At 71.3% G+C, this 21468-nt stretch carries 21 protein-coding genes and 4 tRNA genes; 14 read left to right on the forward strand and 11 right to left on the reverse strand.

Annotation, left to right across the window (positions count from 1 at the left end; translation table 11 throughout):
- Positions 1 to 610 precede the first annotated feature (610 nt).
- The 3 genes from BJY14_RS37630 to BJY14_RS37640 all read right to left on the reverse strand — a co-directional run bounded on the left by BJY14_RS37630 (position 611) and on the right by BJY14_RS37640 (position 896).
- Positions 611 to 682, reverse strand: a tRNA-Val gene (locus tag BJY14_RS37630).
- 33 nt (positions 683 to 715) lie between these two features.
- Positions 716 to 786 (reverse strand) — tRNA-Cys (locus BJY14_RS37635).
- A gap of 38 nt (positions 787 to 824) precedes the next feature.
- Positions 825 to 896, reverse strand: a tRNA-Gly gene (locus BJY14_RS37640).
- Positions 897 to 1023: 127 nt separating this feature from the next.
- On the opposite strand from BJY14_RS37640, the gene BJY14_RS37645 reads away from it, so the two are divergent.
- From BJY14_RS37645 to BJY14_RS47515, 9 genes are all read left to right on the forward strand, one after another.
- A complete protein-coding gene (locus BJY14_RS37645; protein WP_179847961.1) occupies positions 1024 to 1728 on the forward strand; it encodes an ArsR/SmtB family transcription factor in 705 nt (234 codons plus the stop codon).
- A complete protein-coding gene (locus BJY14_RS37650) occupies positions 1725 to 2741 on the forward strand; it encodes a chorismate-binding protein (protein ID WP_312879613.1) in 1017 nt (338 codons plus the stop codon). The genes BJY14_RS37645 and BJY14_RS37650 overlap by 4 nt, the downstream gene beginning before the upstream one ends.
- Positions 2692 to 3528: an aminotransferase class IV gene (locus BJY14_RS37655; RefSeq protein ID WP_312879614.1), complete on the forward strand. Its 837-nt coding sequence runs from the start codon at positions 2692 to 2694 to the stop codon at positions 3526 to 3528. The genes BJY14_RS37650 and BJY14_RS37655 overlap by 50 nt, the downstream gene beginning before the upstream one ends.
- An 80-nt stretch (positions 3529 to 3608) precedes the next feature.
- Positions 3609 to 5033, forward strand: coding sequence for an extracellular solute-binding protein (locus BJY14_RS37660; protein ID WP_179847962.1), 1425 nt, complete (start codon positions 3609 to 3611; stop codon positions 5031 to 5033).
- A gap of 10 nt (positions 5034 to 5043) precedes the next feature.
- The gene (locus BJY14_RS37665; protein WP_179847963.1) at positions 5044 to 5988 is read left to right on the forward strand and encodes a carbohydrate ABC transporter permease; all 945 of its coding nucleotides are present in this window, start codon (positions 5044 to 5046) and stop codon (positions 5986 to 5988) included.
- Positions 5985 to 6812, forward strand: a complete 828-nt coding sequence (locus BJY14_RS37670; RefSeq protein ID WP_179847964.1) for a carbohydrate ABC transporter permease — start codon at positions 5985 to 5987, stop codon at positions 6810 to 6812. Before BJY14_RS37665 ends, BJY14_RS37670 begins: the two co-directional genes overlap by 4 nt.
- On the forward strand, positions 6812 to 7939 hold the full coding sequence (locus BJY14_RS37675; RefSeq protein WP_179847965.1) for an ABC transporter ATP-binding protein: 1128 nt from the start codon (positions 6812 to 6814) through the stop codon (positions 7937 to 7939). The genes BJY14_RS37670 and BJY14_RS37675 overlap by 1 nt, the downstream gene beginning before the upstream one ends.
- On the forward strand, positions 7936 to 9132 hold the full coding sequence (locus tag BJY14_RS37680) for a CehA/McbA family metallohydrolase (protein WP_179847966.1): 1197 nt from the start codon (positions 7936 to 7938) through the stop codon (positions 9130 to 9132). Before BJY14_RS37675 ends, BJY14_RS37680 begins: the two co-directional genes overlap by 4 nt.
- The gene (locus BJY14_RS47515) at positions 9123 to 11843 is read left to right on the forward strand and encodes a glycoside hydrolase family 38 N-terminal domain-containing protein (protein ID WP_179847967.1); all 2721 of its coding nucleotides are present in this window, start codon (positions 9123 to 9125) and stop codon (positions 11841 to 11843) included. Before BJY14_RS37680 ends, BJY14_RS47515 begins: the two co-directional genes overlap by 10 nt.
- On the opposite strand, the gene ppgK is transcribed toward BJY14_RS47515, so the two are convergent.
- Genes ppgK through BJY14_RS37700 form a run of 3 tightly spaced genes read right to left on the reverse strand, consistent with a single transcriptional unit; the run spans position 11840 to position 13768 of the window.
- Positions 11840 to 12676 carry a polyphosphate--glucose phosphotransferase gene (ppgK, locus tag BJY14_RS37690; RefSeq protein WP_179847968.1) on the reverse strand — a complete coding sequence of 279 codons (837 nt, stop codon included), beginning with the start codon at positions 12674 to 12676 and terminating at the stop codon, positions 11840 to 11842. The two genes, BJY14_RS47515 and ppgK, sit on opposite strands and share 4 nt — an antisense overlap.
- A gap of 28 nt (positions 12677 to 12704) precedes the next feature.
- Entirely contained in the window at positions 12705 to 13025 is a 321-nt protein-coding gene (locus BJY14_RS37695) for a DMT family transporter (RefSeq protein ID WP_179847969.1), read from the reverse strand.
- Complete coding sequence (locus BJY14_RS37700; RefSeq protein ID WP_179847970.1) at positions 13025 to 13768, reverse strand: SDR family NAD(P)-dependent oxidoreductase; 744 nt, start codon at positions 13766 to 13768, stop codon at positions 13025 to 13027. Before BJY14_RS37700 ends, BJY14_RS37695 begins: the two co-directional genes overlap by 1 nt.
- Before the next feature lie 107 nt (positions 13769 to 13875).
- On the opposite strand from BJY14_RS37700, the gene BJY14_RS37705 reads away from it, so the two are divergent.
- Positions 13876 to 14502: a TetR/AcrR family transcriptional regulator gene (locus BJY14_RS37705; RefSeq protein WP_179847971.1), complete on the forward strand. Its 627-nt coding sequence runs from the start codon at positions 13876 to 13878 to the stop codon at positions 14500 to 14502.
- Positions 14503 to 14542: 40 nt separating this feature from the next.
- Here the strand turns inward: BJY14_RS37705 and BJY14_RS37710 are convergent, their stop codons facing one another.
- A complete protein-coding gene (locus tag BJY14_RS37710) occupies positions 14543 to 15133 on the reverse strand; it encodes a TetR family transcriptional regulator (RefSeq protein ID WP_218905765.1) in 591 nt (196 codons plus the stop codon).
- 86 nt (positions 15134 to 15219) lie between these two features.
- On the opposite strand from BJY14_RS37710, the gene BJY14_RS37715 reads away from it, so the two are divergent.
- Together BJY14_RS37715 and sthA are read left to right on the forward strand one after the other, a co-directional pair.
- Positions 15220 to 16116 (forward strand): SDR family NAD(P)-dependent oxidoreductase, encoded by an 897-nt coding sequence (locus BJY14_RS37715; protein WP_179847972.1) that lies wholly within the window; start codon positions 15220 to 15222, stop codon positions 16114 to 16116.
- A 52-nt stretch (positions 16117 to 16168) separates the two neighbouring features.
- Positions 16169 to 17572: a Si-specific NAD(P)(+) transhydrogenase gene (gene sthA / locus BJY14_RS37720; RefSeq protein WP_179847973.1), complete on the forward strand. Its 1404-nt coding sequence runs from the start codon at positions 16169 to 16171 to the stop codon at positions 17570 to 17572.
- Here sthA and BJY14_RS37725 read toward each other — a convergent pair.
- Positions 17569 to 17982: an SsgA family sporulation/cell division regulator gene (locus tag BJY14_RS37725; protein ID WP_089312133.1), complete on the reverse strand. Its 414-nt coding sequence runs from the start codon at positions 17980 to 17982 to the stop codon at positions 17569 to 17571. The genes sthA and BJY14_RS37725 overlap by 4 nt on opposite strands.
- A gap of 287 nt (positions 17983 to 18269) precedes the next feature.
- Here BJY14_RS37725 and BJY14_RS37730 point away from each other — a divergent pair, with 287 nt between their 5' ends.
- Positions 18270 to 18695 carry a TIGR02611 family protein gene (locus BJY14_RS37730; RefSeq protein ID WP_179847974.1) on the forward strand — a complete coding sequence of 142 codons (426 nt, stop codon included), beginning with the start codon at positions 18270 to 18272 and terminating at the stop codon, positions 18693 to 18695.
- A 124-nt stretch (positions 18696 to 18819) separates the two neighbouring features.
- Positions 18820 to 18891: transfer RNA gene (locus tag BJY14_RS37735), tRNA-Val, on the forward strand.
- A 102-nt stretch (positions 18892 to 18993) separates the two neighbouring features.
- Here the strand turns inward: BJY14_RS37735 and BJY14_RS37740 are convergent.
- From BJY14_RS37740 to BJY14_RS37750, 3 genes are all read right to left on the reverse strand, one after another.
- Positions 18994 to 20175 carry a site-specific integrase gene (locus BJY14_RS37740; RefSeq protein ID WP_179847975.1) on the reverse strand — a complete coding sequence of 394 codons (1182 nt, stop codon included), beginning with the start codon at positions 20173 to 20175 and terminating at the stop codon, positions 18994 to 18996.
- Between the two features lie 725 nt (positions 20176 to 20900).
- Positions 20901 to 21191 (reverse strand): hypothetical protein, encoded by a 291-nt coding sequence (locus BJY14_RS37745; RefSeq protein WP_179847976.1) that lies wholly within the window; start codon positions 21189 to 21191, stop codon positions 20901 to 20903.
- 30 nt (positions 21192 to 21221) lie between these two features.
- Positions 21222 to 21458: a hypothetical protein gene (locus BJY14_RS37750; RefSeq protein WP_179847977.1), complete on the reverse strand. Its 237-nt coding sequence runs from the start codon at positions 21456 to 21458 to the stop codon at positions 21222 to 21224.
- Positions 21459 to 21468: the final 10 nt, after the last annotated feature.

Genomic DNA, 21468 nt, shown 5'->3' on the forward strand with positions numbered 1-21468 from the left:
GCCGGAGTGAGTGATCTTGGTAAGGCGTCGGGGGCGGTGTACTGCGTCCGCAACCACCTGAGCCCCGGCCGGTGACGGCGGGGTCCACCAGGCGTACGGCGGGCTGCTGCGCGACCGTCCGGCGCTCCGCGCACCGATCACTAACAGCTGGACGACACGAAACGGGAGATCCGCAGGGCCGTCGCGGCGGGCCTGGACGGCTTCACCGTCGACCTGCTGATCAAGGCGGCCGAGCAGGTCGACTCGCCGAATCCCAGGAGCGGCAAGGCCACGAGAGGGAAGGGCGGGCATGGCAGTCCCGCGGAGACCTGAAGCCGTGCAAGGCGATGAGCTGGACCCCAGCCGCCTAAAAGAGTGGCGTGTACCGAAGCCGCCACGGGCCTCAAGGCACAAACAGAGCCCCAGCCCCGCACACAGGGGGCGTGGGGGACGGAGTCCCCCACATCGGGGGTCTGGGGTCGCCCCCCAGGAAAGCATTGCGGGCCACCGGGAAGGCGGCAGAGGCGCCGAACATGATGGCCCCGACTCGGGGGTCTGGGGGTCGCCCCCCAGGAAAGCATTGCGGGCTGCCGGGGAGGGCGCGAAGCGCCGACCATGACAGCCCGACTCGTGGGCGATACTGGGATTGAACCAGTGGCCTCTACCGTGTCAAGGTAGCGCTCTCCCACTGAGCTAATCGCCCGGGTCCGTCGCCTCCGGGGGGAGGTACGGGTTGAGGTGGAGACGGGATTTGAACCCGTGTACACGGCTTTGCAGGCCGTTGCCTCGCCTCTCGGCCACTCCACCAGAAGGAGACCTTCTGGTCATAGCCTGAGGCCCCTCAGAGCGGAAGACGGGATTTGAACCCGCGACCCTCACCTTGGCAAGGTGATGCTCTACCCCTGAGCCACTTCCGCTTGCGCCCTTCGGCGACGGGGAAAACATTAGCGCGTCCTGGGCGGTGACGCGAACCGGTTTGCGCGGTGGTGCGGTGCGGGGATGCTTCGGCGCTGGTCGAAGGGTGGGTCGCCTAGGCTCGGTGGCATGGGCTCGGAACAGGTCGTGAGTGTGGATTTCGCGCCGGTCGCGGCTCTGCTCGCGGACCGGGCGCGGGCCGCGATGCTGACGGCGCTGCTGGACGGGCGGCCGCTCGCGGCGGGGGAGCTGGCGAGGACGGCCGGGGTGAGCGCCCAGACGGCGAGCGCGCATCTGTCGCGGCTGCTGGACGGCGGGTTCGTGACGGTCGTCAAGCAGGGGCGGCACCGGTACTACCGGTTGCGGGGGAGCGAGGTCGCCCAGGTGATCGAGGCGTTGTCGCGGATCAGCCCGCCGGTGCGGGTGAACAGCCTGCGGCAGTCGCGGGACGCGCGGCGCCTGCACGAGGCGCGGACGTGCTACGACCATCTCGCGGGCATCGCCGGGGTGGCGCTGTTCGCGGCGCTGGTGGACGGCGGCCTGATCGAGGCGGCGGGCGGCGACGCCTACGAGGTGACGGAGAAGGGCGAGGAGCGTCTCGGGGCGCTGGGCCTGGATCTCGAGGCGTTGCGGAGCGCGCGGCGGAGGTTCGCGTGGCAGTGCCTCGACTGGACGGAGCGGCGGCCGCACCTGAACGGGGCTCTCGGGAAGGCGCTCACCAGCCGGATGATCGAGCTCGGCTGGTTCGAGCGCGGCAGTACGCGGCGGGCGCTGGTGGTGACCGAGGCGGGGCTGGCGGGCCTGTCCGATTCGTTCGGGTGCGTGCTGGGGTGAGCTTCGCCTATGCCGGGGGGCTGCTGGCCACCGGGCTCGCGGATGTGACGTCCGACCTGGGGGCGCTGGATTCGCGCGGCTGGTGGGCGGTCGTGGTGACCTACGAGGGGGCGGTCACGTGCGCCCGGTTCGAGACGGTGAGGCCCGCGCCGCATCCGGGGGGCGCGTGGGCCGGGCCAGGGGGGTGGACGAGTTCGCTCGACGAGGCCGCCTACGTCGCGGGGGTCGAGCGCATCCGCGGGGCGATCGCCGACGGTGTCGTCTACCAGGCCAATCTCTGCCGTGTGCTGTCCGCGGAGTTGCCGGTCGGCGCCGACATCGCCGGGCTGGGGGCGAGGCTCGCGGAGCGCCATCCGGCGCCCTACGCGATGACGCTCAGGGTGCCGGGCCTGGAGGTCGCCTCCGCCTCGCCCGAGCTGTACCTGCGGCGGGACGGCCGAGTGGTCGAGTCGCGTCCGATCAAGGGGACCGGGCGGACGGCGGACGACCTGCTGCCCAAGGACCGCGCCGAGAACGTGATGATCGTCGACCTGGTCCGCAACGATCTCGGACGGGTCGCGGAGACCGGTTCGGTGAGCGTGCCCGAGCTGTGCGCGCTGGAGGAGCATCCCGGGCTCGTCCATCTGGTGTCGTCGGTGCGGGCGCGGCTGGCGGGGGGAGGCTGGCCGGAGCTGATCGCCGCGACGTTTCCTCCGGGTTCGGTGACGGGCGCCCCGAAGTCGAGCGCGCTGAGCCTGCTGGAAGAGCTCGAACCCGTCCCCCGGGGGCCGTACTGTGGGGCCATCGGCTGGGTGGACGCGGACTCCCGGCGCGGCGCCCTCGCCGTGGGCATACGGACGTTCTGGGCGCTGGACGGCGTGCTGCGGTTCGGGACCGGCGCCGGCATCACCTGGGGGTCCGATCCACATCGCGAGTGGCGCGAGACCGAGCTGAAGGCGGCTCGGCTATTGGAGGTGGCTTCCGGTGACGGAGCAGGCCAGGATCTGGCTGAACGGGGAACTGCTCGACCCTGAGCGGGCGGTGGTGTCGGTCTTCGACCACGGCATGCTCGTCGGGGACGGGATCTTCGAGACCGTGAAGGCGGCGAACGGGGAGCCGTTCGCGCTGACCCGGCATCTGCGGCGGCTGGCCCGGTCGGCGGCCGGACTCGGGCTGCCCGAGCCCGACCACGACGCTCTCGCGCAGGGCACGCTGGAGGTGCTCGCGGCCGCCCCGAAGTGGCCGCTGGCCCGCATACGCATCACCTACACGAGCGGCCCGGGGCCGCTCGGCTCCGCGCGCGGCGACGCGGGCCCGACCGTGTCGATCATCGCCGGCCCGCAGGCCCCGTTCCCGGCGACGGCGGACGTGACGATCGTGCCGTGGCCGCGCAACGAGCGGGGCGCCCTGTCGGGTCTCAAGACCACGTCCTACGCGGAGAACGCGCTGGCGCTGGCCTACGCCGGCGAGCGCGGCGGCGGCGAGGCGATCTTCGCCAACACCGCCGGGAACCTGTGCGAGGGGACGGGGAGCAACATCTTCCTCGTGCTCGGCGGGCGGCTCGTCACGCCGCCGCTGGCGTCCGGCTGCCTGGCCGGGGTGACGCGCGCGCTGACGCTGGAGTGGTGCGGCGGCGAGGAGGAGGACGTCGCGCTGGACGACCTGTACCGGGCGGACGAGGCGTTCCTGACGTCGACGACCCGCGACGTCCAGCCGATCCGGGCCGTGGACGGGACGATCCTCCCGGCGGCCCCCGGCCCGATCACGGCGAAGGCCATGGAGGCGTTCGCGGCCCGGTCCGCCGAGCTGATGGACCCCTGAACCAGAAAAACGATCTCCGAGTCTTTACGTGATCGAATTCTTCGTTCACGTTATGTGGTGACGCTTGTAGGAGGTCACCCATGGTCTTCTCCAGTAGGGACTTCTCCAGGAGGCGGATCGGCGCGGCGGCCGCGCTCGCACTGGCGGGCGCGGCGCTCGCCGGGTGCGGCGGCGGTTCCCCGGCGGACCCCGACCGGGGCAAGGACGCCAAGAGCTTCTCCCTGACGATCACCCGCAACGCCATCGCGGGCGGTAAGAACACCGAAGAGGCCGAGTGGATCACCAGGACGCTGATCCCGAAGTTCGTCGCCGCGCAGAAGGCCAAGGGCGTGACGGCGAAGGTGTCGTTCCGCGGCCAGGGCGTGGACGACGAGGTGTACAAGACGAAGCTGGCGCTCGACCTGAAGTCGCGCTCCGGTGCCGACATCATGGACATCGACGGCATCTGGGTCGGCGAGTTCGCCCAGGCCGGCTACATCCTGCCGCTCTCGAAGGCGGTCGGCGCCCCCGCCGGCGCCTGGGAGGGCTGGTCGCGGATCCCCGGCTCGGTCCAGCGGCTGGCGACGTTCGAGGGCGAGCGGTACGGCGTCCCGCCCGCGACCGACGGCCGCCTCATCTTCTTCAACCGGAAGCTGTTCGCGCGGGCCGGCCTGCCCGCCGGCTGGCAGCCGAAGAGCTGGCAGGAGATCATCGAGGCGGGCCGCGCCCTGAAGAAGCTTCCCGGCGTGACCCCGATCCAGCTGAACGCGGGCACCGCGATGGGCGAGGCCACCAGCATGCAGGGGGCGCTCCCGCTGCTGGCCGGGGCGGGCGCGGAGATCTGGGCGGACGGCAAGTGGACGGGCGGCGGCCAGGCGCTCAAGCAGGTCCTCGGCCTGTACGCGCAGGTCTACGGCCGTGAGGGCCTCGGCGATCCCAAGCTCCAGCAGGAGGCCAAGGGGCGCGACAAGTCGTTCGAGGAGTTCGCCGCCGGCAAGATCGGCATCCTGTTCGAGGGCGACTACTTCTGGCGGGACGTCCTCAACCCGAAGACCGGCGTCGCGAAGATGGCCACCCGCGACCAGGACGTCGGCTACGCGCTGATCCCCGCCGCCTCCCAGGGCCGGGGCCTGCGCGGGCAGTCGTTCGTGAGCATGTCGGGCGGCTCGGTGACCGTCCTCAACCCGAACACGAAGTTCCCGCAGCAGGCGTTCGAGCTGCTGGCCTTCATGAACTCCCCGGAGATGGTCAAGGCGCGGACGGCCGGCACCCCCGAGATCACGTCCCGGACGGACGTGAACAAGGAGATCCTCGCGAACGACCCGTTCCTGACGTTCGTGTCGGAGAAGGTGCTGCCCGTCACCTCGTACCGGCCGGGGCTCTCCGCCTATCCGCAGGTGTCGACGGCCTTGCAGGAGGCCACGGCGAGCGTGGTGGCGGGCAGGAGCCCGGACCAGGCCGCCGCCGAGTACGCGAAGAAGCTGGAGGGGATCGCCGGTGGCGCCGCCCACGTCGCCCCGCGCTGACGTCGCACCCGTGGCCGCGCCGTCCTTCGGGGACGACGCGGCCGGGCTGGGCCGGGGGCGCGCCGCGGCGTTCGTCGCGCCGGCGCTGGTCCTGGTCGCGGTGTTCCTGGTGTTCCCCGCGCTCTGGACGCTGTACCTGGGCACGACCGACTACCGGCTCACCGGCGTCGCAGCCAGCGAGCCGCGGTTCGTCGGGACCGGCAACTACCGGGACGTGCTCGGCGACGGGGACTTCCACCGGTCGCTGTGGCTGACGCTCCAGTTCGTCCTGGGGTCGGCGGTGATCGGGCAGACCGTGCTCGGCTTCGCGATCGCGTGGGTGATGCGCGACCGGTCCGGCCCGGTCAGGCGTCTGGTCGAGGGGCTGGTGCTGCTGGCCTGGATCCTGCCGTCCTCGGTCATCGCGTTCCTGTGGATCGCGCTGCTCGACCGCGACGGCGGGACCCTCAACGCCGTGCTCGGCACCCCGGGCACGGCGTGGCTGCTCGACCATCCGATGGCGTGCGTCGTCGTGTTCAACGTCTGGCGCGGGACCGCGTTCTCGATGATGCTCTGCGGCGCGGCCCTCGGGAACGTTCCACCGTCCCATCTGGAGACGGCGCGGCTCGCGGGCGCCTCGACCTGGCAGACGCTCCGCGACGCGGTGTTCCCGCGCGTCAGGGGCCATCTGCTGACGAGCCTGCTGCTGGTCAGCCTGTGGACGTTCAACGACTTCACCCCCTTCCTGATCACCGCGGGCGGCCCGGACGGGCGCTCGGAGATCATGTCGGTGTACGTGTACCGGACGGCGCTCGGCGACGGCCGGCTCGGGTTCGGCGCCGCCATCTCACTGATCATGATCCTGATCAACCTGATGATCGCGCTGGTCTACCTGCGGGCCCTGCGCGACCGCGGCCGCGGCCGCGGCCGCGCCCGCGCGGCGCACGCCGGTGCGGCGGAGGAGGCGGCCGCGTGAACGCCGCCGTGCGCGAGGCGCTGCGCCGGATCGGGCTGGCCACGTTCGTGTCGGCCGTCCTCGGGTTCTTCGCGCTGCCGCTGCTCTGGCTGGCGTTCGCGCCGTTCGACGCGAACCCGGGCATCGCGGCGTCGCTGCCCGAGTTCACCCTGCACAACTTCCGGGTCCTGCTCGACAACCCCTACGCGCTCGCGTCGCTGCGCAACTCGGTGCTGCTGGCCGCCGGGACGGCCGCGCTCGTGGTCGCGACCGCGTCGCTGGCCGCGTACGCGCTGAGCCGGGTCCGGGTGCCCGGCCGGGACCTGCTGCTCTACGTCCTGCTCCTGCTGTCGTCGATCATCACGGGGACGGCCGCGATGGTGCCGGTGTTCCTGCTGGCCTTCAACCTGCACCTGATCGACTCGCGGATCGGCGTGATCCTGGTGCTGACCGGCGGGCTGCTGCCCGCGGCGATCTTCCTGCTGAAGGACTTCACCGACGCCACGCCCACGTCCTACGAGGAGGCCGCGCGGGTGTTCGGCGCCTCGCCGCTGCAGGTCCTGCGGCACGTCGTCGTCCCGGTCATCCGGCCCGGCCTCGCCACCGTGGCGGTCTGGACGGTCGCGCAGGTGTGGGGCGACTTCCTCATGCCGTTCCTGCTCCTGCGCGACCCGGACAAGGCCCCCGCCTCGGTGATCATGTACACGTTCTACACCGAGGGCGGGCAGCCGGACCTGCCGCTGATCTCCACGTTCTCGCTGCTGTACTCCCTGCCGGTCGTGCTCATGTACCTGTTCGTCAGCCGCCGGTACGGGTTCCGCTTCCACGGAGGGATCAAGCGCTGATGGGGTCCATCACGATCCGGCGGCTGACGAAGGTCTATCCGGGCGGCGTCCGGGCCCTGGACGCGCTCGACCTGGACGTCGCCATGGGCGAGTTCTTCGCGCTGCTCGGCCCGTCCGGCTGCGGCAAGACGACGCTGCTCCGCACGATCGCCGGCCTGGAGGCGGCCACGGGCGGGACGATCCGCCTCGGCGACGAGGACGTGACGCGGCTCCAGCCGGGGCGCCGCGACGTCGGCATGGTGTTCCAGGACTACGCGCTGTTCCCGCACATGACCGTCATGGACAACATCGCCTACCCGCTGCGCGTCAGGAGGCAGAGCCGCGCCGTCCGGTACGGGCGGGCCGCCGAGGCCGTCCGGGAGCTCGGCCTCGGGGGGCTGGAGCGGCGGCGCCCGGGGGAGCTGTCGGGCGGTCAGCAGCAGCGGGTGGCGCTGGCGCGCGCCGTGGTGGCCGATCCGCGGGTCCTCCTGCTGGACGAGCCGCTGTCCAACCTGGACGCGCGGCTCCGCCTGGAGGCCCGCACGTTCCTGAAGAGGTTCCAGCACCGCCTCGCGTTCACCTCGGTTTTCGTCACGCACGACCAGGCGGAGGCGCTGGCGCTCGCCGACCGGATCGCGGTCATGGAGGCGGGACAGATCCGGCAGATCGGTACGCCCGCGGAGGTGTTCCGGCGTCCGGCGAACCTGTTCGTGGCCTCGTTCATCGGGTCGACGCCGATGAACCTGCTGCCCGGCACGGTCCGCGGTGGTGCCGTCGCGGCCTGCGGGACCGTGCTGCCGGTCCCGGAGGAGGCGCGCGGCCTCGTTCCGGACGGGCAAGAGGTCGTGTGCGGGGTACGTCCCGAGTACATGGAGTTCAGCACCGAACCGGTGGACGGGGCGTTCGGCGGGAGAGTGTCAGTGGTGGAGAACCTCGGCGCGTCCTCCCTGGTGACCCTGGACGTCGACGGCGAGACGGTGCGGGTCGTGGTGGGGGAGGGCGTCGAGGTCCAGCTCTCCGCGGAGGGGTGGGCGTCGCCGCGTCCGGGACGCGTCCTGCTCTACCGCGACGGCGAACTGGTGACCGGAGACGGCGACGAGGTCGGGAGGGCGGCGGCGTCCCTGACCAAGGACGGGAAGAGCGGATGACCGTGCACGGCGGACGGTGGAGCCTGGAGGACCGTCTGGAGCAGGGCCTACACGAGCTCCCCTTCGAGGTGCCGCAGGGCACGGCGTCCATCACGGTCGAGCTCTCCTTCGACGGCGGTGTGATCGACCTGGGCTGCCACGGGCCGGACGGGTTCCGCGGCTGGTCCGGCGGGGCGCGCCGCCGGTTCACGATAGGCGCGGACTGGGCGACGCCCGGATATCTCCCCGGCGAGCTCGAACCGGGCCTATGGCACGTCTGGCTCGGGCTGCACCGCATTCCACCGGACGGCGTCCCGTACGAGGTCACCGTCACCACCTCTGGGACGGCCCCAACGCGGCCGGACGAAACAGCGCCTCCACGGCCGGAACGACCGTCCCGCCCTGGTCTCCCCGCCCCGGACGGGATGCGCTGGCTCGCCGGTGACCTGCACTCGCACACCGTCCACAGCGACGGCACGCTCACCGTCCACGAACTGGCGTGCCTCGCCGCCTCCCGGGGCCTCGACTACCTCGCGGTCACCGACCACAACACCGTCAGCCACCACCCCGAGCTCCCCGCCGCCGGGGCGCACGCCGGGATCCTGCTGCTGCCCGGCCAGGAGGTCACCACCGACCTCGGCCACGCGAACGTCTTCGGCGACACCGGCTGGATCGACTTCCGAGGCCCGAGCGCCGACTGGGCGGCCTCCGCCGCCGCGCGGGGCGGGCTCATGTCGATCAACCACCCGCTCAGCGGCGACTGCGCCTGGCGCCGCCCGCTGCCCGCCGAGCACCGGCCGCGCCACGCCGAGATCTGGCATTCGTCCTGGTGGGACCGCCGCTGGGGCGCCCCGCTCGCCTGGGCGCAGGTCTGGCGTCCGCAGGGCGTCGTCCCGCTCGGCGGCAGCGACTTCCACGACCCGGCGCAGGAGAAGAGCCTCGGCGAGCCCGTCACCTGGGTCCTCGCCGAAGGAGACGACGTCCTGGGCGGGATCGCGGCGGGCCGGACGGCGGTGTCCGCCGGCCTGGAGGCGCCGGTGCTGCTGCGCGTCGACGGCGAGCTCGTCGCCCTCGGCGCGGACGGCACCGTGCTGGTCCGGCCGGACGGGCGCCGCACCGCCGTCCGGGGCGACCGCGTCCGGATGCCGGCGGAGGCGGCGGGCATGCATCGACTGGAGACCCACGAGAACGAGGTGATCGCACTGTGCGGGTAGCAGGCCGGGCCGAGGACTCAGAGATCGTCGTCGTGCCGCACACCCACTGGGACCGCGAGTGGTACCTGCCGTTCCAGCGTTTCCGGCTCCGCCTGGTGTCGCTGCTGGACGGCGTCATCGACGGGATGGAGGCCGACCCGCGCTGGCACTTCACCCTGGACGGGCAGATGGCCGCCGTCGACGACTACCTGGAGATCCGCCCCGAGCGGCGCGAGCGGATGGCCGCGCTCGTCCGGGAGGGCCGGCTCGCCGTCGGGCCCTGGCAGATCCTGCACGACGAGTTCCTGTGCTCGGGGGAGAACATCGTCCGGAACCTGGAGCTCGGGCTGCGGCGCGCGGAGGAGCTGGGCGCCGCGATGATGGTCGGCTACCTTCCCGACCAGTTCGGGCACTGCGCGCAGACCCCGCAGATCCTCAGGCTCGCGGGGATCGAGCACGCCTGCGTGTGGCGCGGCGTCCCGGACCGGGTCCGCACCCGCGCGTTCGCCTGGGAGGCGCCGGACGGGACCGCGATCCGCACCCAGTACCTCCCCGAGGGCGGCTACGGCAACGCCGCGTCGATGTTCGAGGAGTTCGAGGACGGCGCGTCCCTGCTGCCCGGCCGCGTCGCCGGGTTCGCGGAGGCGATGGGCCGCTGGTACCCGGGCGGCGGCCCCCTGCTGGCCATGTACGGGGCCGACCACACCGCGCCCGCCGCCGACCTCGCCGACCGGGTCGCCTCGGCCGGGCCCGCGATGCGGCTGGACACGCTCGCCGGCTACTTCGCGGGCGAGACCCCGTCCGTGGACGGGCTGCCGCACGTCCGGGGCGAGCTGCGGTCCCACGCCCGCGCCAACATCCTTCCCGGCGTGCTGTCGGCCCGCGTCCGGCTCAAGCAGCTCATGGGGCGCGCCGAGCGGCTCGTGGAGCGGTACGCCGAACCCCTGACCGCCCTCTGGTACGCCGGCGACGCGCAGCGGTTCCTCGACCTGGCGTGGCGGCGCCTCATCGAGGTGAGCTGCCACGACTCGGTCACCGGATGCGGCAGCGACGAGACCGCCGAGCAGGTCGCGGCGCGCATGGCGGAGGCCGAGCAGCTCGGCCGCGCGGTCTGCGACCTGGTGACCGCCGAGCGCGCCGCGACGGTACCTCTCGGCTCGCACCTGGTGTTCAACCCGACCCCCGCCGCCCGGACCGGCCTCGTCACCCTGGACATTCCGTGCGAAGGGGAACCCGGTCTGGTGACGGGGGACGGACGGCCCGTCCCCGTGCAGACGCTCGACATCGCGCCCACCGTCCTGGACGACGCCGTCCACCCGGCCTCCGAGCTGCCGATACTTCTGGAGCGGGTGTACGGGCGGGTGCTGTTCGGGCAGGAGATCCGCGACTGGGCGGTGTCCCAGGCGGATCGCACGCTCACCTTCCACGTCACGTCCCGCGCCGAGGTCCCGTTCGACATCGGCGAGGTGCGGGAGGCGCTCCGCGATGCGGACGGAGACTGGCGGGTCCGGATCGTGGCCGACCCGCGCCGCACGGTCGCCGCGCTGGTCGACGTGCCCGCGCTGGGGCTCACCGCCGTCCAGCCTGCCGCGCCGGCCGGTGCCGCCGAGGGGCCGGTGACGGCCGAGGGGCACGTCCTGGACAACGGGCTGCTGCGCGCCGAGGTCCGGGTGGACGGCACGCTCCAGCTGCGCACCCCGTCCGGCCACATCGTCGAGGGGGTCGGCCGCGTCGTGGACGGCGGCGACCTCGGCGACTCCTACAACTACGCCCCGCCCGCCGAGGACCGCATCGTCGGCGACCCCCTGACGGTCGACGTCCGTCCCGTGTGGGACGGGCCGCTCGTCGCCGCGCTCGACATCGTCCGGACGTACCGGTGGCCCGCCTCCGGGGACGCTTCGCGCGACGCCCGGTCCGAGGCCGAGGAGGACGTGACCGTCAGCACCCGCGCCGAGCTGCGCGCCGGCGAGCCCTTCCTCCGGCTGCACGTCACGTTCGACAACCGCTGCGACGACCATCGCGTCCGGCTGCACATGTCGCTGCCGCGCCAGGCCGGCTCGTCCTTCGCGGAGGGGCAGTTCGCGATCGTCGAGCGGGGGCCCGCGGCCGAGGGCGGCTTCGGGGAGCGGCCGGTGCCGACGTTCCCCGCGTCCGGGTTCGTCGCCGCCGGCGGCCTCGCCGTCCTGCTGGAGCACGCCACCGAGTACGAGGTCCTCGGCGGACGGGAGATGGCGCTCACCCTGCTGCGCTCGATCGGCTACCTGTCACGGGACCGCAACGCCTACCGGGACCAGCCCGCCGGACCGCAACTGCCCACCCCGGGGGCCCAGTGCCGCGGCGAGCGCGCGGTCGGCCTCGCGATCATGCCGTACTCCGGCGAGGCGCCGGGAACCGACGTCCTGCAGGCCGCCGAGACCTACCGGCATGACCTGCTCACCGCCGTCGGATACGGGCGCGCCGCCCTGCCTGTCCCGGCCCCCCGGGCGGGCCTCTCGATCACCGGCGACGGCGTGGCGATGACCTCGCTCCGCCTTCGCGACGGCTGGACCGAGACCCGCATGGTCGCCCAGTGCGCCCACCCCACCACGGCCGTCCTGCGAGGCGACCTCACCGAGGCGACCCGCGTCGACCTGCGCGGACACCCCGGCATCCCGCTCGACGTCCACGACGGGACGGCCACGCTGGCACTGCGGCCCTGGGAGATCGCGACCGTCCGCTTCCGGACGTCCTAGCGTGCGGCCTCCGCCGAACGCGCCGCCTCGTCCGCCCTGTCATGAGCGGCCTCGGCCGCTCTGTCATCAGCGGCCTCGGCCGCTCTGTCATCAGCGGCCTCGGCCGCCATGGCCGCCCCCACGATGCCCGCGTTGTTCACCAGCCGCGCCGGGACGATCTCCGCCCGGACGCCCTCGATCAGCGGGAGGAAGTGCTCGGACTTCTTGCTCACCCCGCCGCCCACGATGATCAGCGAGGGGGAGATCAGCGCCTCCAGATGGCCCATGTAGACGCTGAGCCGCTTCGCCCACTTCTTCCAGCTGAGGTCGTGCTCCTCCCGCGCCTTCGCCGCCGCGCGGATCTCGGCGTCCTCGCCGTCGATCTGGAGGTGCCCGAACTCGGTGTTCGGGACGAGGACGCCGTCGGTGAACAGCGCGCTGCCGATCCCCGTCCCCAGCGTGAGCACGACGACCGTGCCCCGCCGGCCGCGGCCCGCGCCGAGCCGCATCTCCGCGATCCCCGCGGCGTCCGCGTCGTTGAGCAGCGTGATCTCCCGGCCGGTCGCGTCCGCGATCAGCGACTCCGCCTCCAGCCCGATCCAGTGCCCGGACACGTTCGCCGCCGACATCGTCCTGCCGCCGATCACCACACCGGGATAGGTGACCCCGACCGGCCCCTCCCACCCGAAGTGGTTCACGACCTGCGCGAGCACCTTCGCGACCGCCTTGGGCTTCGACGGCTGCGGCGTGTCCACCCGGAACCGCTCCCGGGTGAACGACCCGTCCGACAGGTCGACCGGCGCGCCCTTGATCCCCGACCCGCCGATGTCGATCCCCAGCATCTCCCTCGCCATGCCCCCACTCTGCCCGATCTTTACCCCGTTAAGAGCCCTCCAGCATCTGCAGGCCGACCACGCCGACGACGATCAGGCCGAGGAACGCCAGCCGGGCCGGCGACGCGCTCTCACCGAACGCGACCATGCCGACCAGCGCGACGCCGAGCGCCCCCAGGCCGACGAAGACCGCGTACGCCGTCCCGACCGGCAGCGTCCGCAGTGACAGCGACAGCACCACCACGCTGAGCAGCGCGACCGACAGGCCGATGACGGTCGGCCAGAGCCGCGTCAGGCCGTCCGACTGCTTCAGCGCCGTCGCCCACACCAGCTCCGTCAACCCCGCGATCAGCAGATAGATCCAGGCCATCAGGCTGCGTACCCTCCGTCCACGGCGATCGCCGCACCGGTGACATAGTCCCCGCCCGGACCCGCCAGATGCGCGACCATGGCGGCGATCTCCTCGGCGCGCGCGTACCGGCCGAGAGCCGTGAACCCGCGCTCGAACTCGGCGTCGGGGGAGTCAGCGGGATTCATCTCGGTGTCGGTGGAGCCCGGCTGCACCACGTTCGCGGTGATCCCGCGCGGCCCGAGATCGCGGGCCAGGCCCCGGGTGAGCCCGGTGAGCGCCGACTTGCTCATGGCGTACAGCGTCCAGCCCGGGTAGGGGACGCGCTCGGCGAGGCTGCTGCCGATGTTGATGACGCGCCCGCCCGGCCCGAGATGACGGGCCGCCGCCTGCGCCGCGACGAACGCCGCCCGGACGTGGATCGCCAGGGTCCGGTCGAGCTCGGCGGCCGTCACGTCCTCCAGAGGCCCGTAGGGCGCGATCCCCGCGTTGTTGACCAGGATGTCGAGCCGGCCCAGTTCGGCCGCCGTCCGGTCGACGGCCGCGACGACGGCCGCGGGGTCGGCGGCGTCGGCGGCGATCGCCAGCCCCCGCACGCCCGCCGCCTCGATCTCCTCGACGACGCCGGCGGCCCGTTCCGGGGCCCGCACGTAGGTCACCGCGACGTCGGCGCCGTGCCGCGCCAGCCGCCGCGCGATCGCCGCCCCGATGCCGCGACCGCCCCCCGTCACCAGCGCCACCCGTCCTGCCAGATCCGCCGTCATCTCAGCTCCCGCCACTAATCGGAGAAGTTTCCGCTTAGCGAGCATAACCGGAGAGTTTTCCGGATACAAACCCGTTACGCTGGGGTGCCGTGCCGAGAGGGGACTGGATGCGGGAGTTGCCCGTGGTCGGGCGGCCGCCCGCCGAGCGCGCGGACGCGGCGCACAACCGCCGCCGCATCCTGCGCGCGGCCGCGGAGGTGATCGCGACCCGCGGCCCCGAGGCCGTCACCATGGACGAGGTCGCGCGGGCCGCCGGGGTCGGGGTCGGCACCGTGTACCGCCGCTTCGGCGACCGGGCCCGCCTCGTCTACGCCGTGATCGACGACCGCGAGCGCGACTTCCAGGCCGCCTTCATCCAGGGCCCCCCGCCGCTCGGCCCGGGCGCCGCCCCCGCCGAGCGCGTCCGCGCCTTCCTGCACGCCCTGGCCGACCGGACCGAGGCCCAGGCGGATCTGCTTCTGATGGCCGAGTCCGACCCACCCGAGGCCCGCTTCCGCGACGGCTCGTACAGGCTCTACCACCGGCATCTGACGCTGCTGCTCCGCGAGGTCCGCCCGGACGCCGACGCCGCCTACCTGGCCGACGCCCTCCTCGCCCCCCTCGCCGCGAACCTGTTCCTCCACCAGCGACGCGCGCGCGGCATGCCACTGGACCGCATCAAGGCCGGGCTGGACACGCTCGCCGGCGCCCTCGTCGCACCGCCCGACGCCGCTCCCCAGGAGCGGCCGGGCTGATCGTCCATCGGGACGCGGGACGTCCCAGGGCGGACGCCCCTCACAGGCGCGGCGCCAGCAGGGTGAACGCCTGGTCGATGAGGGCGGCGCGGTCGGCGGTGCCGTCCGAGCGCAGCCACTCCCGGGCGGCCACGTCCAGGGCCGCGCCGGCGGCGGCGGTGAGCAGGTCGGCTGTGAAGGCGTCGAGGGAGGCGCCGGGCCGTTCCCTCAGCGCGGCGCTGATCCGGTCCCGCAACTCGTCGCGTTTCTGGTGCAGACGGGCTCGGAGCGCCGGGGTCGTCTCGATGAGGCGCATGCCGGTCAGGTCGCGCTGGGCGGCGTGAATGCGCGGCTCCCACTCGCGCAGAACGGCATGCAGACACTCCCACGCAGTGCCGTCGCAGCGCCGCAAGCGGAGGTCGTCGGCGATGCGCCCGGCGAGCTCGTCGACGTCGCCGAACAGCACGTCCTCCTTGGTCGGGAAGTAGCGGAAGAAGCTGCGCTTGGACAGGCCCGCCGCGGCGGCGATGTCCTCGACGGTGGTCCCCTCGTACCCGCGTTCGATGAACAGTCCCAGCGCGAGTTCGGCCAGTTCGGCGCGCACCGCGCGCCGTGTCCGCTCCCGCAGCCCCATCGTCTCCGCACGTGTCATGCACCGAGGATAGATTATGGCACTCAACGCTAAACATGGCACTCGGTGACATATGCTGTGTCCGTCAGAGATGCGAGGAGAAGGCCATGCATGGCAAGACCGCCCTGGTGACCGGCAGTACTGCGGGGATCGGCCGGGAGACCGCTCGGAGGCTGGCCCTGATGGGCGCCGACGTGATCCTCGTCGGACGGAACCCCGAACGCGCGAGGGCCGCCGCCGGCGAACTGTCACGGGAGGCCGCCGGCAGAGTCGTGGCGCTGACCGCGGACCTGTCCGACATGGCCGGCCAGCGCCGTCTCGCCGAGCAGGTCACCGAGCGTTACGACCGCCTCGACGTGCTGGTCAACAACGCCGGGGGCATGAACGCCGAACGGCGGCTCACCCGGGACGGCGTCGAGGCCACGTTCGCCGTGAACGTCCTCGCGCCGTACGCCCTCACCTGCCTGCTGCTGCCGCTGCTGCGCGCGGCCGGCAAGGCGCGCGTGGTCAACCTGACGGGCGGCATGCCCGACGGGACGATCGATCCCGGCAACCTCCAGGGCGAGAAGAAGTACCTCGGCTGGACGTTCGCGCACTACAACCAGGCCAAGACAGCGCTCATGGCGATGAGCCACCGGTTCGCCTCCCGGCTGGAGGACGGGGAGGTGACCGTGAACGTGGCCTACCCGGGCCACGCCTACACGCCCGGGAACCAGGCCACACCCATGCGCGCCTTCCCCTACCTCTACCGGCCCGCCGCCCCGCTGATCAGGCTGCTGGGGCCGCTCCTGCTGTCGGACATGGGCAAGGCCTCGCATTCCAGCGTCCACCTGGCGTCGAGTCCGGAGATGGAGGGCGTGACCGGCGTGTACGTCAACGCCCGGGCGTGCCGCGCAGCCTGGCCGTCAGGAGCGCTTGACACGCAAGCGCAGCAGGCGGTGTGGTCGGAGTGCGAACGCCTCAGCGGTCTGGACCCGGATCGGGACCGGCCCGTCAGATCATGAATCGTCCCGGAAAGCCCTTATCGGATGGACGGCGGGCGGTCAGACTGGGGGAGTGAGCGACTTCGATCTCCTCGTCCTCGGCTCGGGGCCCGGCGGCCAGCGCGCGGCCATCGCCGCCGCCAAGCTCGGCCGCAGGGTCGGCATCGTCGACCGCCGCGACATGTTGGGCGGCGTCTGCATCAACACCGGCACGATCCCGTCCAAGACGCTCCGCGAGGCCGTCCTCTACCTGACCGGGCTCAACCAGCGCGAGCTGTACGGGCAGAGCTACCGGGTCAAGGAAGAGATCACCGTCGCCGACCTCGGGATGCGCACCCAGCACGTCATCGGCCGCGAGACCGACGTCGTCCGCAGCCAGCTCGCCCGCAACCGCGTGACCGTTCTGCCCGGCACCGGCCGCTTCCTGGAGCCCGACACGGTCGCCGTCAGCGGGACCGGCGACCGCGAGCAGAAGGTCACCGCCGACCGCATCGTGATCGCCACGGGCACCCGCCCCGCACGGCCCGACACCGTCGACTTCGACGACCGCACGATCATCGACTCCGACGGCATCATCCACATGGACCGCATCCCCGAGACCATGGTCGTCGTCGGCGCCGGCGTGATCGGCATCGAGTACGCCTCGATGTTCGCCGCGCTCGGCACCAAGGTCACCGTCGTCGAGCGGCGCGACCGCATGCTCGACTTCTGCGACCTGGAGATCGTCGAGGCGCTCAAGTACCACCTGCGCGACCTGGCCGTCACCTTCCGGTTCCGCGAGAGCGTCGCGTCCGTCGAGCGGATGGCGCACGGCGCGATCACCGTCCTGGAGAGCGGCAAACGGATCCCCGCCGACACCGTCATGTACTCCGCCGGACGCCACGGCATGACCGGCGACCTGTGCCTGGAGGCCGCGGGCCTCACCGCCGACCACCGCGGCCGGATCAAGGTCGACGGGCACTACCGCACCGAGGTCCCGCACATCTACGCGGTCGGGGACGTGATCGGGTTCCCCTCGCTCGCGGCCACCTCGATGGAACAGGGCCGCCTCGCCGCCCACCACGCCTGCGACGAACCGGTCTCGCAGATCCACGAGACCCAGCCCATCGGCATCTACACCATCCCCGAGATCAGCTTCGTCGGCCGCACCGAGGACGCCCTGACCGAGGCCAAGGTCCCCTTCGAGGTGGGCGTCTCCCGCTACCGCGAGCTCGCCCGCGGCCAGATCATCGGGGACTCCTACGGGATGCTGAAACTCCTCGTCTCACCCGAGGACCGCAGGCTCCTCGGCGTCCACGTCTTCGGCACCGGTGCCACCGAGCTCGTCCACATCGGCCAGACCGTCATGGGCTGCGGCGGCACCATCGACTACCTGGTCAACGCCGTCTTCAACTACCCCACCCTCGCCGAGTCCTACAAGGTCGCCGCCCTGGACGCGATGAACAAGATGCGCCACATCGCGCGGCTGTCCGGCTAGGACGGCCAGAGCAGGTTCTCCAGCTCGGCGTCGATGTCGATGAACTCGCTCTCCTCACCCGCGGGCACCGCCTGGTACGTCCGGTGGAGGAAGTCGGCGAGAGGCGAGAGCGGCACCTCGAACAGCGCGTCCCCGAACGGGGAGGACAGTGCGATGTTGAGCGTGCCGTCGTCCTCGCCCGGCCAGACCTCGACGTCCCCGTCCCCGACCTTGCGCACGATGCCGACGGTGAGCAGCTCCCGAGCGAAGATCCACTCGACCGGCTCGTCGTCGCCCACGTAGAAGGCCATCCGGATCGCGTACGGGTCGTCGGCCGCGTACTCCAGCCCGGCCAGCAGAGGGACGGTCGTGCGGTCGGGGACGACGAGACGAAGGCCCAGCTCTGCTGAGACGGTGGTACTGCTGTTCATGGCCATTCCCTCTTACGTCGGTCCCGCTGGCTCACGGGGTGCTCCGGTGGCGGTACTCCTTCTCACCGACATCCCCGCGATCTATGACGCCTAACTGCCTGAACTCGGCCGAACATTCCGGCGTCCCCGGCGTTTGTGATCCATCTCACCATAGCAAAACCCGCGTCTGACCTGGGCAAAAGCGGATCATTCGCAACTTTCCTTCGCCCCGCCCGCCCTGCCCCGCAGCCCGATCCGCACGCTCCCCCCGCCCCCCGAGGGCCCATCCGCTGCCTTAGGGTAAAACGGTGGCAATAAATCATGAAAAGGACGCTCCACCACCGGAGCCGCGCCTCTCGCACCGCTTCCGCGCCCGGATCCGGCGCAACCCCCTCCTCAACACCGCCTGGCGCGCCGGCGTCTTCCTCACCGGCGCCGCCGTCCTCACCGGCGGCCTGATCATGATGGTGACCCCCGGCCCCGGCCTCCTCGGCATCGTCATCGGCCTGGCCATCCTCGCCACCGAGTTCGCCTGGGCCCAGCGCGCCCTCCACCGCGCCAGAACCGCCGCCGACCGCGCCAAGGAAAAAGCCCTCGACCCCCGTACCCGCCGCCGCAACACCATCCTCGGCGCCCTCACGGCCGCCGCCCTCGCCGCAGCCCTGACCGCCTACCTGGTCGTCTACGGCACGACGCTGCCCTGGAACATCGAAGACCCCACCTTCTGGACCTGACCAGTCACCAAGCGTAACCAATCAACTCCCGCCCGTCCCCCAACCCGCCGCGAGCCCGAAACCAGCGCGCGACCACCCCCCGACATGCGCTAAAGTTTCCGACGTCGGAACGCACGTTCCGCAGGGGCGATTAGCTCAGTGGGAGAGCGCTTCGTTCACACCGAAGAGGCCACTGGTTCGAACCCAGTATCGCCCACCCCGTTGTAGCAGGTCAGACTAGGTCTCGGAGATCATTCCGAGACCTTTTTCGATCTTGAGGCCCCTCCGGGAGCCAAACGGGGAGCCACCGCTCCCAGACTTACGCGGACTTGCTCTGACCGAAGACCGTGTTCATGGTCTCGGCGCCCTTGGTGATGACCGGCCTCAGCTGGTGCCGGTAGACCTTCTCGGTGACTGCCGTTCCGGCGTGCCCGACCAGGTCGGCGATCGTCTCCAACGGCACCCCGCTGTCACTCATGATCGAGACGAACGAGTGGCGGAGCTCGCGAGGAGTCCACTCGTCACCGATCCCGGCCCGCGACGTGATCAGCCGGAAGCTGCGCCGCACGTTCCCGGCGGCCAGGGCCGTCCCGGTCCTCGTGCAGAACACCAGACCAGTGTCCTGCCAGACCTCACCCGCCTTCAGGCGCTGAACGGCCTGGCGCGCATGGTGCCTGCGCAGGGCGTCCGCCGCCTGTCCGGGGAGCTCAAGCGTGCGGCGAGACTTCTTGGTCTTGGTGTCGCCGTGGACCCGCACGGAGCGCCACACGTACAGGGCGAACCTGGTGTGATCGAAGCCGGCTTCGCTCACCGACCGGAACCTTTCTTTCCCCTCGTCCCAGGCGATGACGTGCGCCCACTGCAGAGCACGTGCCTCTTCGGTGCGGATGCCGACCATCAGGCTGAGCACCACGTAGGCGTGCAGCGGGGACGACTCGGCCTGTTCCAGGACGGCGTTGGCCTGGGCGAGCGTGAGCGCCTTGCTCGGCCGCCCGGCCCTCCCGCGAGGCGTCGTGACGAGTTCCGCCACGTTGCGTGCGATCTTGTCTCGGGCCTGCGCATGCCGGATCGAGCGCTTGAGGATCGAGTGGACTCCTTGCAGGGACCGCGTTGACAGCCTGCCAGTGAGTCCGTCGAGCCACTCGTCCACGTCGTCGGCGCGGAGCTCGGTGAGCTTGGCCCTGCCGAGATAGGGGATGACGTGCTTCTCGGCGAGGATGCGGTTGGTGGTGACCGTTTGGGCGTCACGTCCCTTGAGCCCCTTGGACAACCAGTCGTCGACCGCGTCGCCGACCGTGTAGTACGCGGTGCTCTTGATGCCGGCCTCCAGCTCCTTGACGGCACTGACGAGCTTGTCCCGGACCTCGGTCTTGGTCTTCCCCTTCCTCTTGAGCCGCTTGCGCTTACCGCTCGAAGCGAAGCCGAGCGAGATGGCACCCGTCCAGCCATCTCCTTCCTCGTAGATCGACCCTTCGTACTTACCGATCAGGATCTTTGCCACTGCATTCCTCCTCCTACCTGTAGTTCGCGATCGCCTCTGTGGGCCCCTGGCCCTGAGGCGCCTGGGCCTTCACCTGCGCCCAGCCAGGCGCATCGTGAAGGGCTTCGCCCGCACATTGGCAGGCGTGGGCACCTCTCTCGGACTGCCACTAGTCACCTCCTTTGAGCATGTTTGCGCTCCATACTATCACGATCAGTACTTTTTCTTTAACTTAGAGTGAGATGCATCTGACGTAGAGCCTATAATTGATCTACGATGTAAGGGAGTTGGCTGGCTTGCTGAATGAACACCCATCAGGGATCGATCAACGTCAACCATCTGGGCTGCCACGGTCACTGGCGCCTTCTGACTCACCCTCCTACGACTTCGTCGACCGGGGTGAGTTGCCCGTGCCGCTGGCAGGATCGGAGGACCGCAAGTTCGACGCGCAGGTCGCCCGCGCCAAGCTTCTCGTCGACCTGTACTGCGACGCCCAACGATTCCGGGAACAAGCCTGGTCGCTCTACCCCAGATCGTCACCCGACCACTCGGTACCGAGCTCGTCGCGACCAAGCTCCCGCCGACCCGCGACCAGAAGGCGTCAACGCTCGGTCTCGCCTACGACGCGATCGAGTCCCAGGAGCCACAGAACGCCGACCACGAGGCGCCCTCGCCAGAGTGACGGCGGAGTGCCGTGTTTCTGCAGGTGGCATCCACGCGAACTGCGGAAACACGGCGAGTCGGCGTCAGGCTTGCTGCTCGGCTGAGCCGCTGGGCGAGAAGTAGGAGCGGCGAAGCTCCCAGATGCAGTCATCGTCGCTGGGGCGCCCAGTGAGCCGACGCAGCGGCGGTCCTGCCGGAGCGAGGCGCGTTCGCGCGACGTTGACGAAGTCCTGCCGCTTCGCCTCGATCCCGGCGCGAAGCTCGAACCATTCGCCGTCTGCCGTCCAGCCGCGGGCGATCTGAAGTCCGACAGGCCAGAAAGCTGCGTCGATCTCCTGCGCAGCCTTGACGATCTCGTAGTCAGCGGTCAGCACGACCGTTCCCAATGCCTCGTTCCAAGGCCGCTAATCGATCGGCGTGGGGACGCGCACTCCGTCGTCAAGCACAGGCAGGTCGCGGGCGTCCAGCTTGCCCAGCTCGATGAGGACGCTCGACGATTCGCGCAGGATAAGGGCGCATGCTTCCGCTTGCCGGTCGCGCGACCAGCGTTGCTGCTGCGAGCGATGCGTGATCGCGCCACCAACGAAGACCCCGAGCAGCGTGGTGATGGCTGTGCCAACGGTTGTGATGTACAGGCTCATAGCTGAAGCG

It is taken from the genome of Actinomadura luteofluorescens (assembly GCF_013409365.1).
GTDB classification, from domain to species: Bacteria; Actinomycetota; Actinomycetes; order Streptosporangiales; family Streptosporangiaceae; genus Spirillospora; species Spirillospora luteofluorescens.

Coding starts and splice junctions, on each gene's coding strand:
- BJY14_RS37645 (WP_179847961.1), top strand. CDS start 1,024: ATGGGCTCGGAACAGGTCGTGAGTGTGGATTTCGCGCCGGTCGCGGCT.
- BJY14_RS37660 (WP_179847962.1), top strand. CDS start 3,609: ATGGTCTTCTCCAGTAGGGACTTCTCCAGGAGGCGGATCGGCGCGGCG.
- BJY14_RS37675 (WP_179847965.1), top strand. CDS start 6,812: ATGGGGTCCATCACGATCCGGCGGCTGACGAAGGTCTATCCGGGCGGC.
- BJY14_RS37680 (WP_179847966.1), top strand. CDS start 7,936: ATGACCGTGCACGGCGGACGGTGGAGCCTGGAGGACCGTCTGGAGCAG.
- ppgK (WP_179847968.1), bottom strand. CDS start 12,676: ATGGCGAGGGAGATGCTGGGGATCGACATCGGCGGGTCGGGGATCAAG.
- BJY14_RS37695 (WP_179847969.1), bottom strand. CDS start 13,025: ATGGCCTGGATCTATCTGCTGATCGCGGGGTTGACGGAGCTGGTGTGG.
- BJY14_RS37700 (WP_179847970.1), bottom strand. CDS start 13,768: ATGACGGCGGATCTGGCAGGACGGGTGGCGCTGGTGACGGGGGGCGGT.
- BJY14_RS37705 (WP_179847971.1), top strand. CDS start 13,876: ATGCGGGAGTTGCCCGTGGTCGGGCGGCCGCCCGCCGAGCGCGCGGAC.
- BJY14_RS37710 (WP_218905765.1), bottom strand. CDS start 15,133: ATGACACGTGCGGAGACGATGGGGCTGCGGGAGCGGACACGGCGCGCG.
- BJY14_RS37715 (WP_179847972.1), top strand. CDS start 15,220: ATGCATGGCAAGACCGCCCTGGTGACCGGCAGTACTGCGGGGATCGGC.
- BJY14_RS37725 (WP_089312133.1), bottom strand. CDS start 17,982: ATGAACAGCAGTACCACCGTCTCAGCAGAGCTGGGCCTTCGTCTCGTC.
- BJY14_RS37750 (WP_179847977.1), bottom strand. CDS start 21,458: ATGAGCCTGTACATCACAACCGTTGGCACAGCCATCACCACGCTGCTC.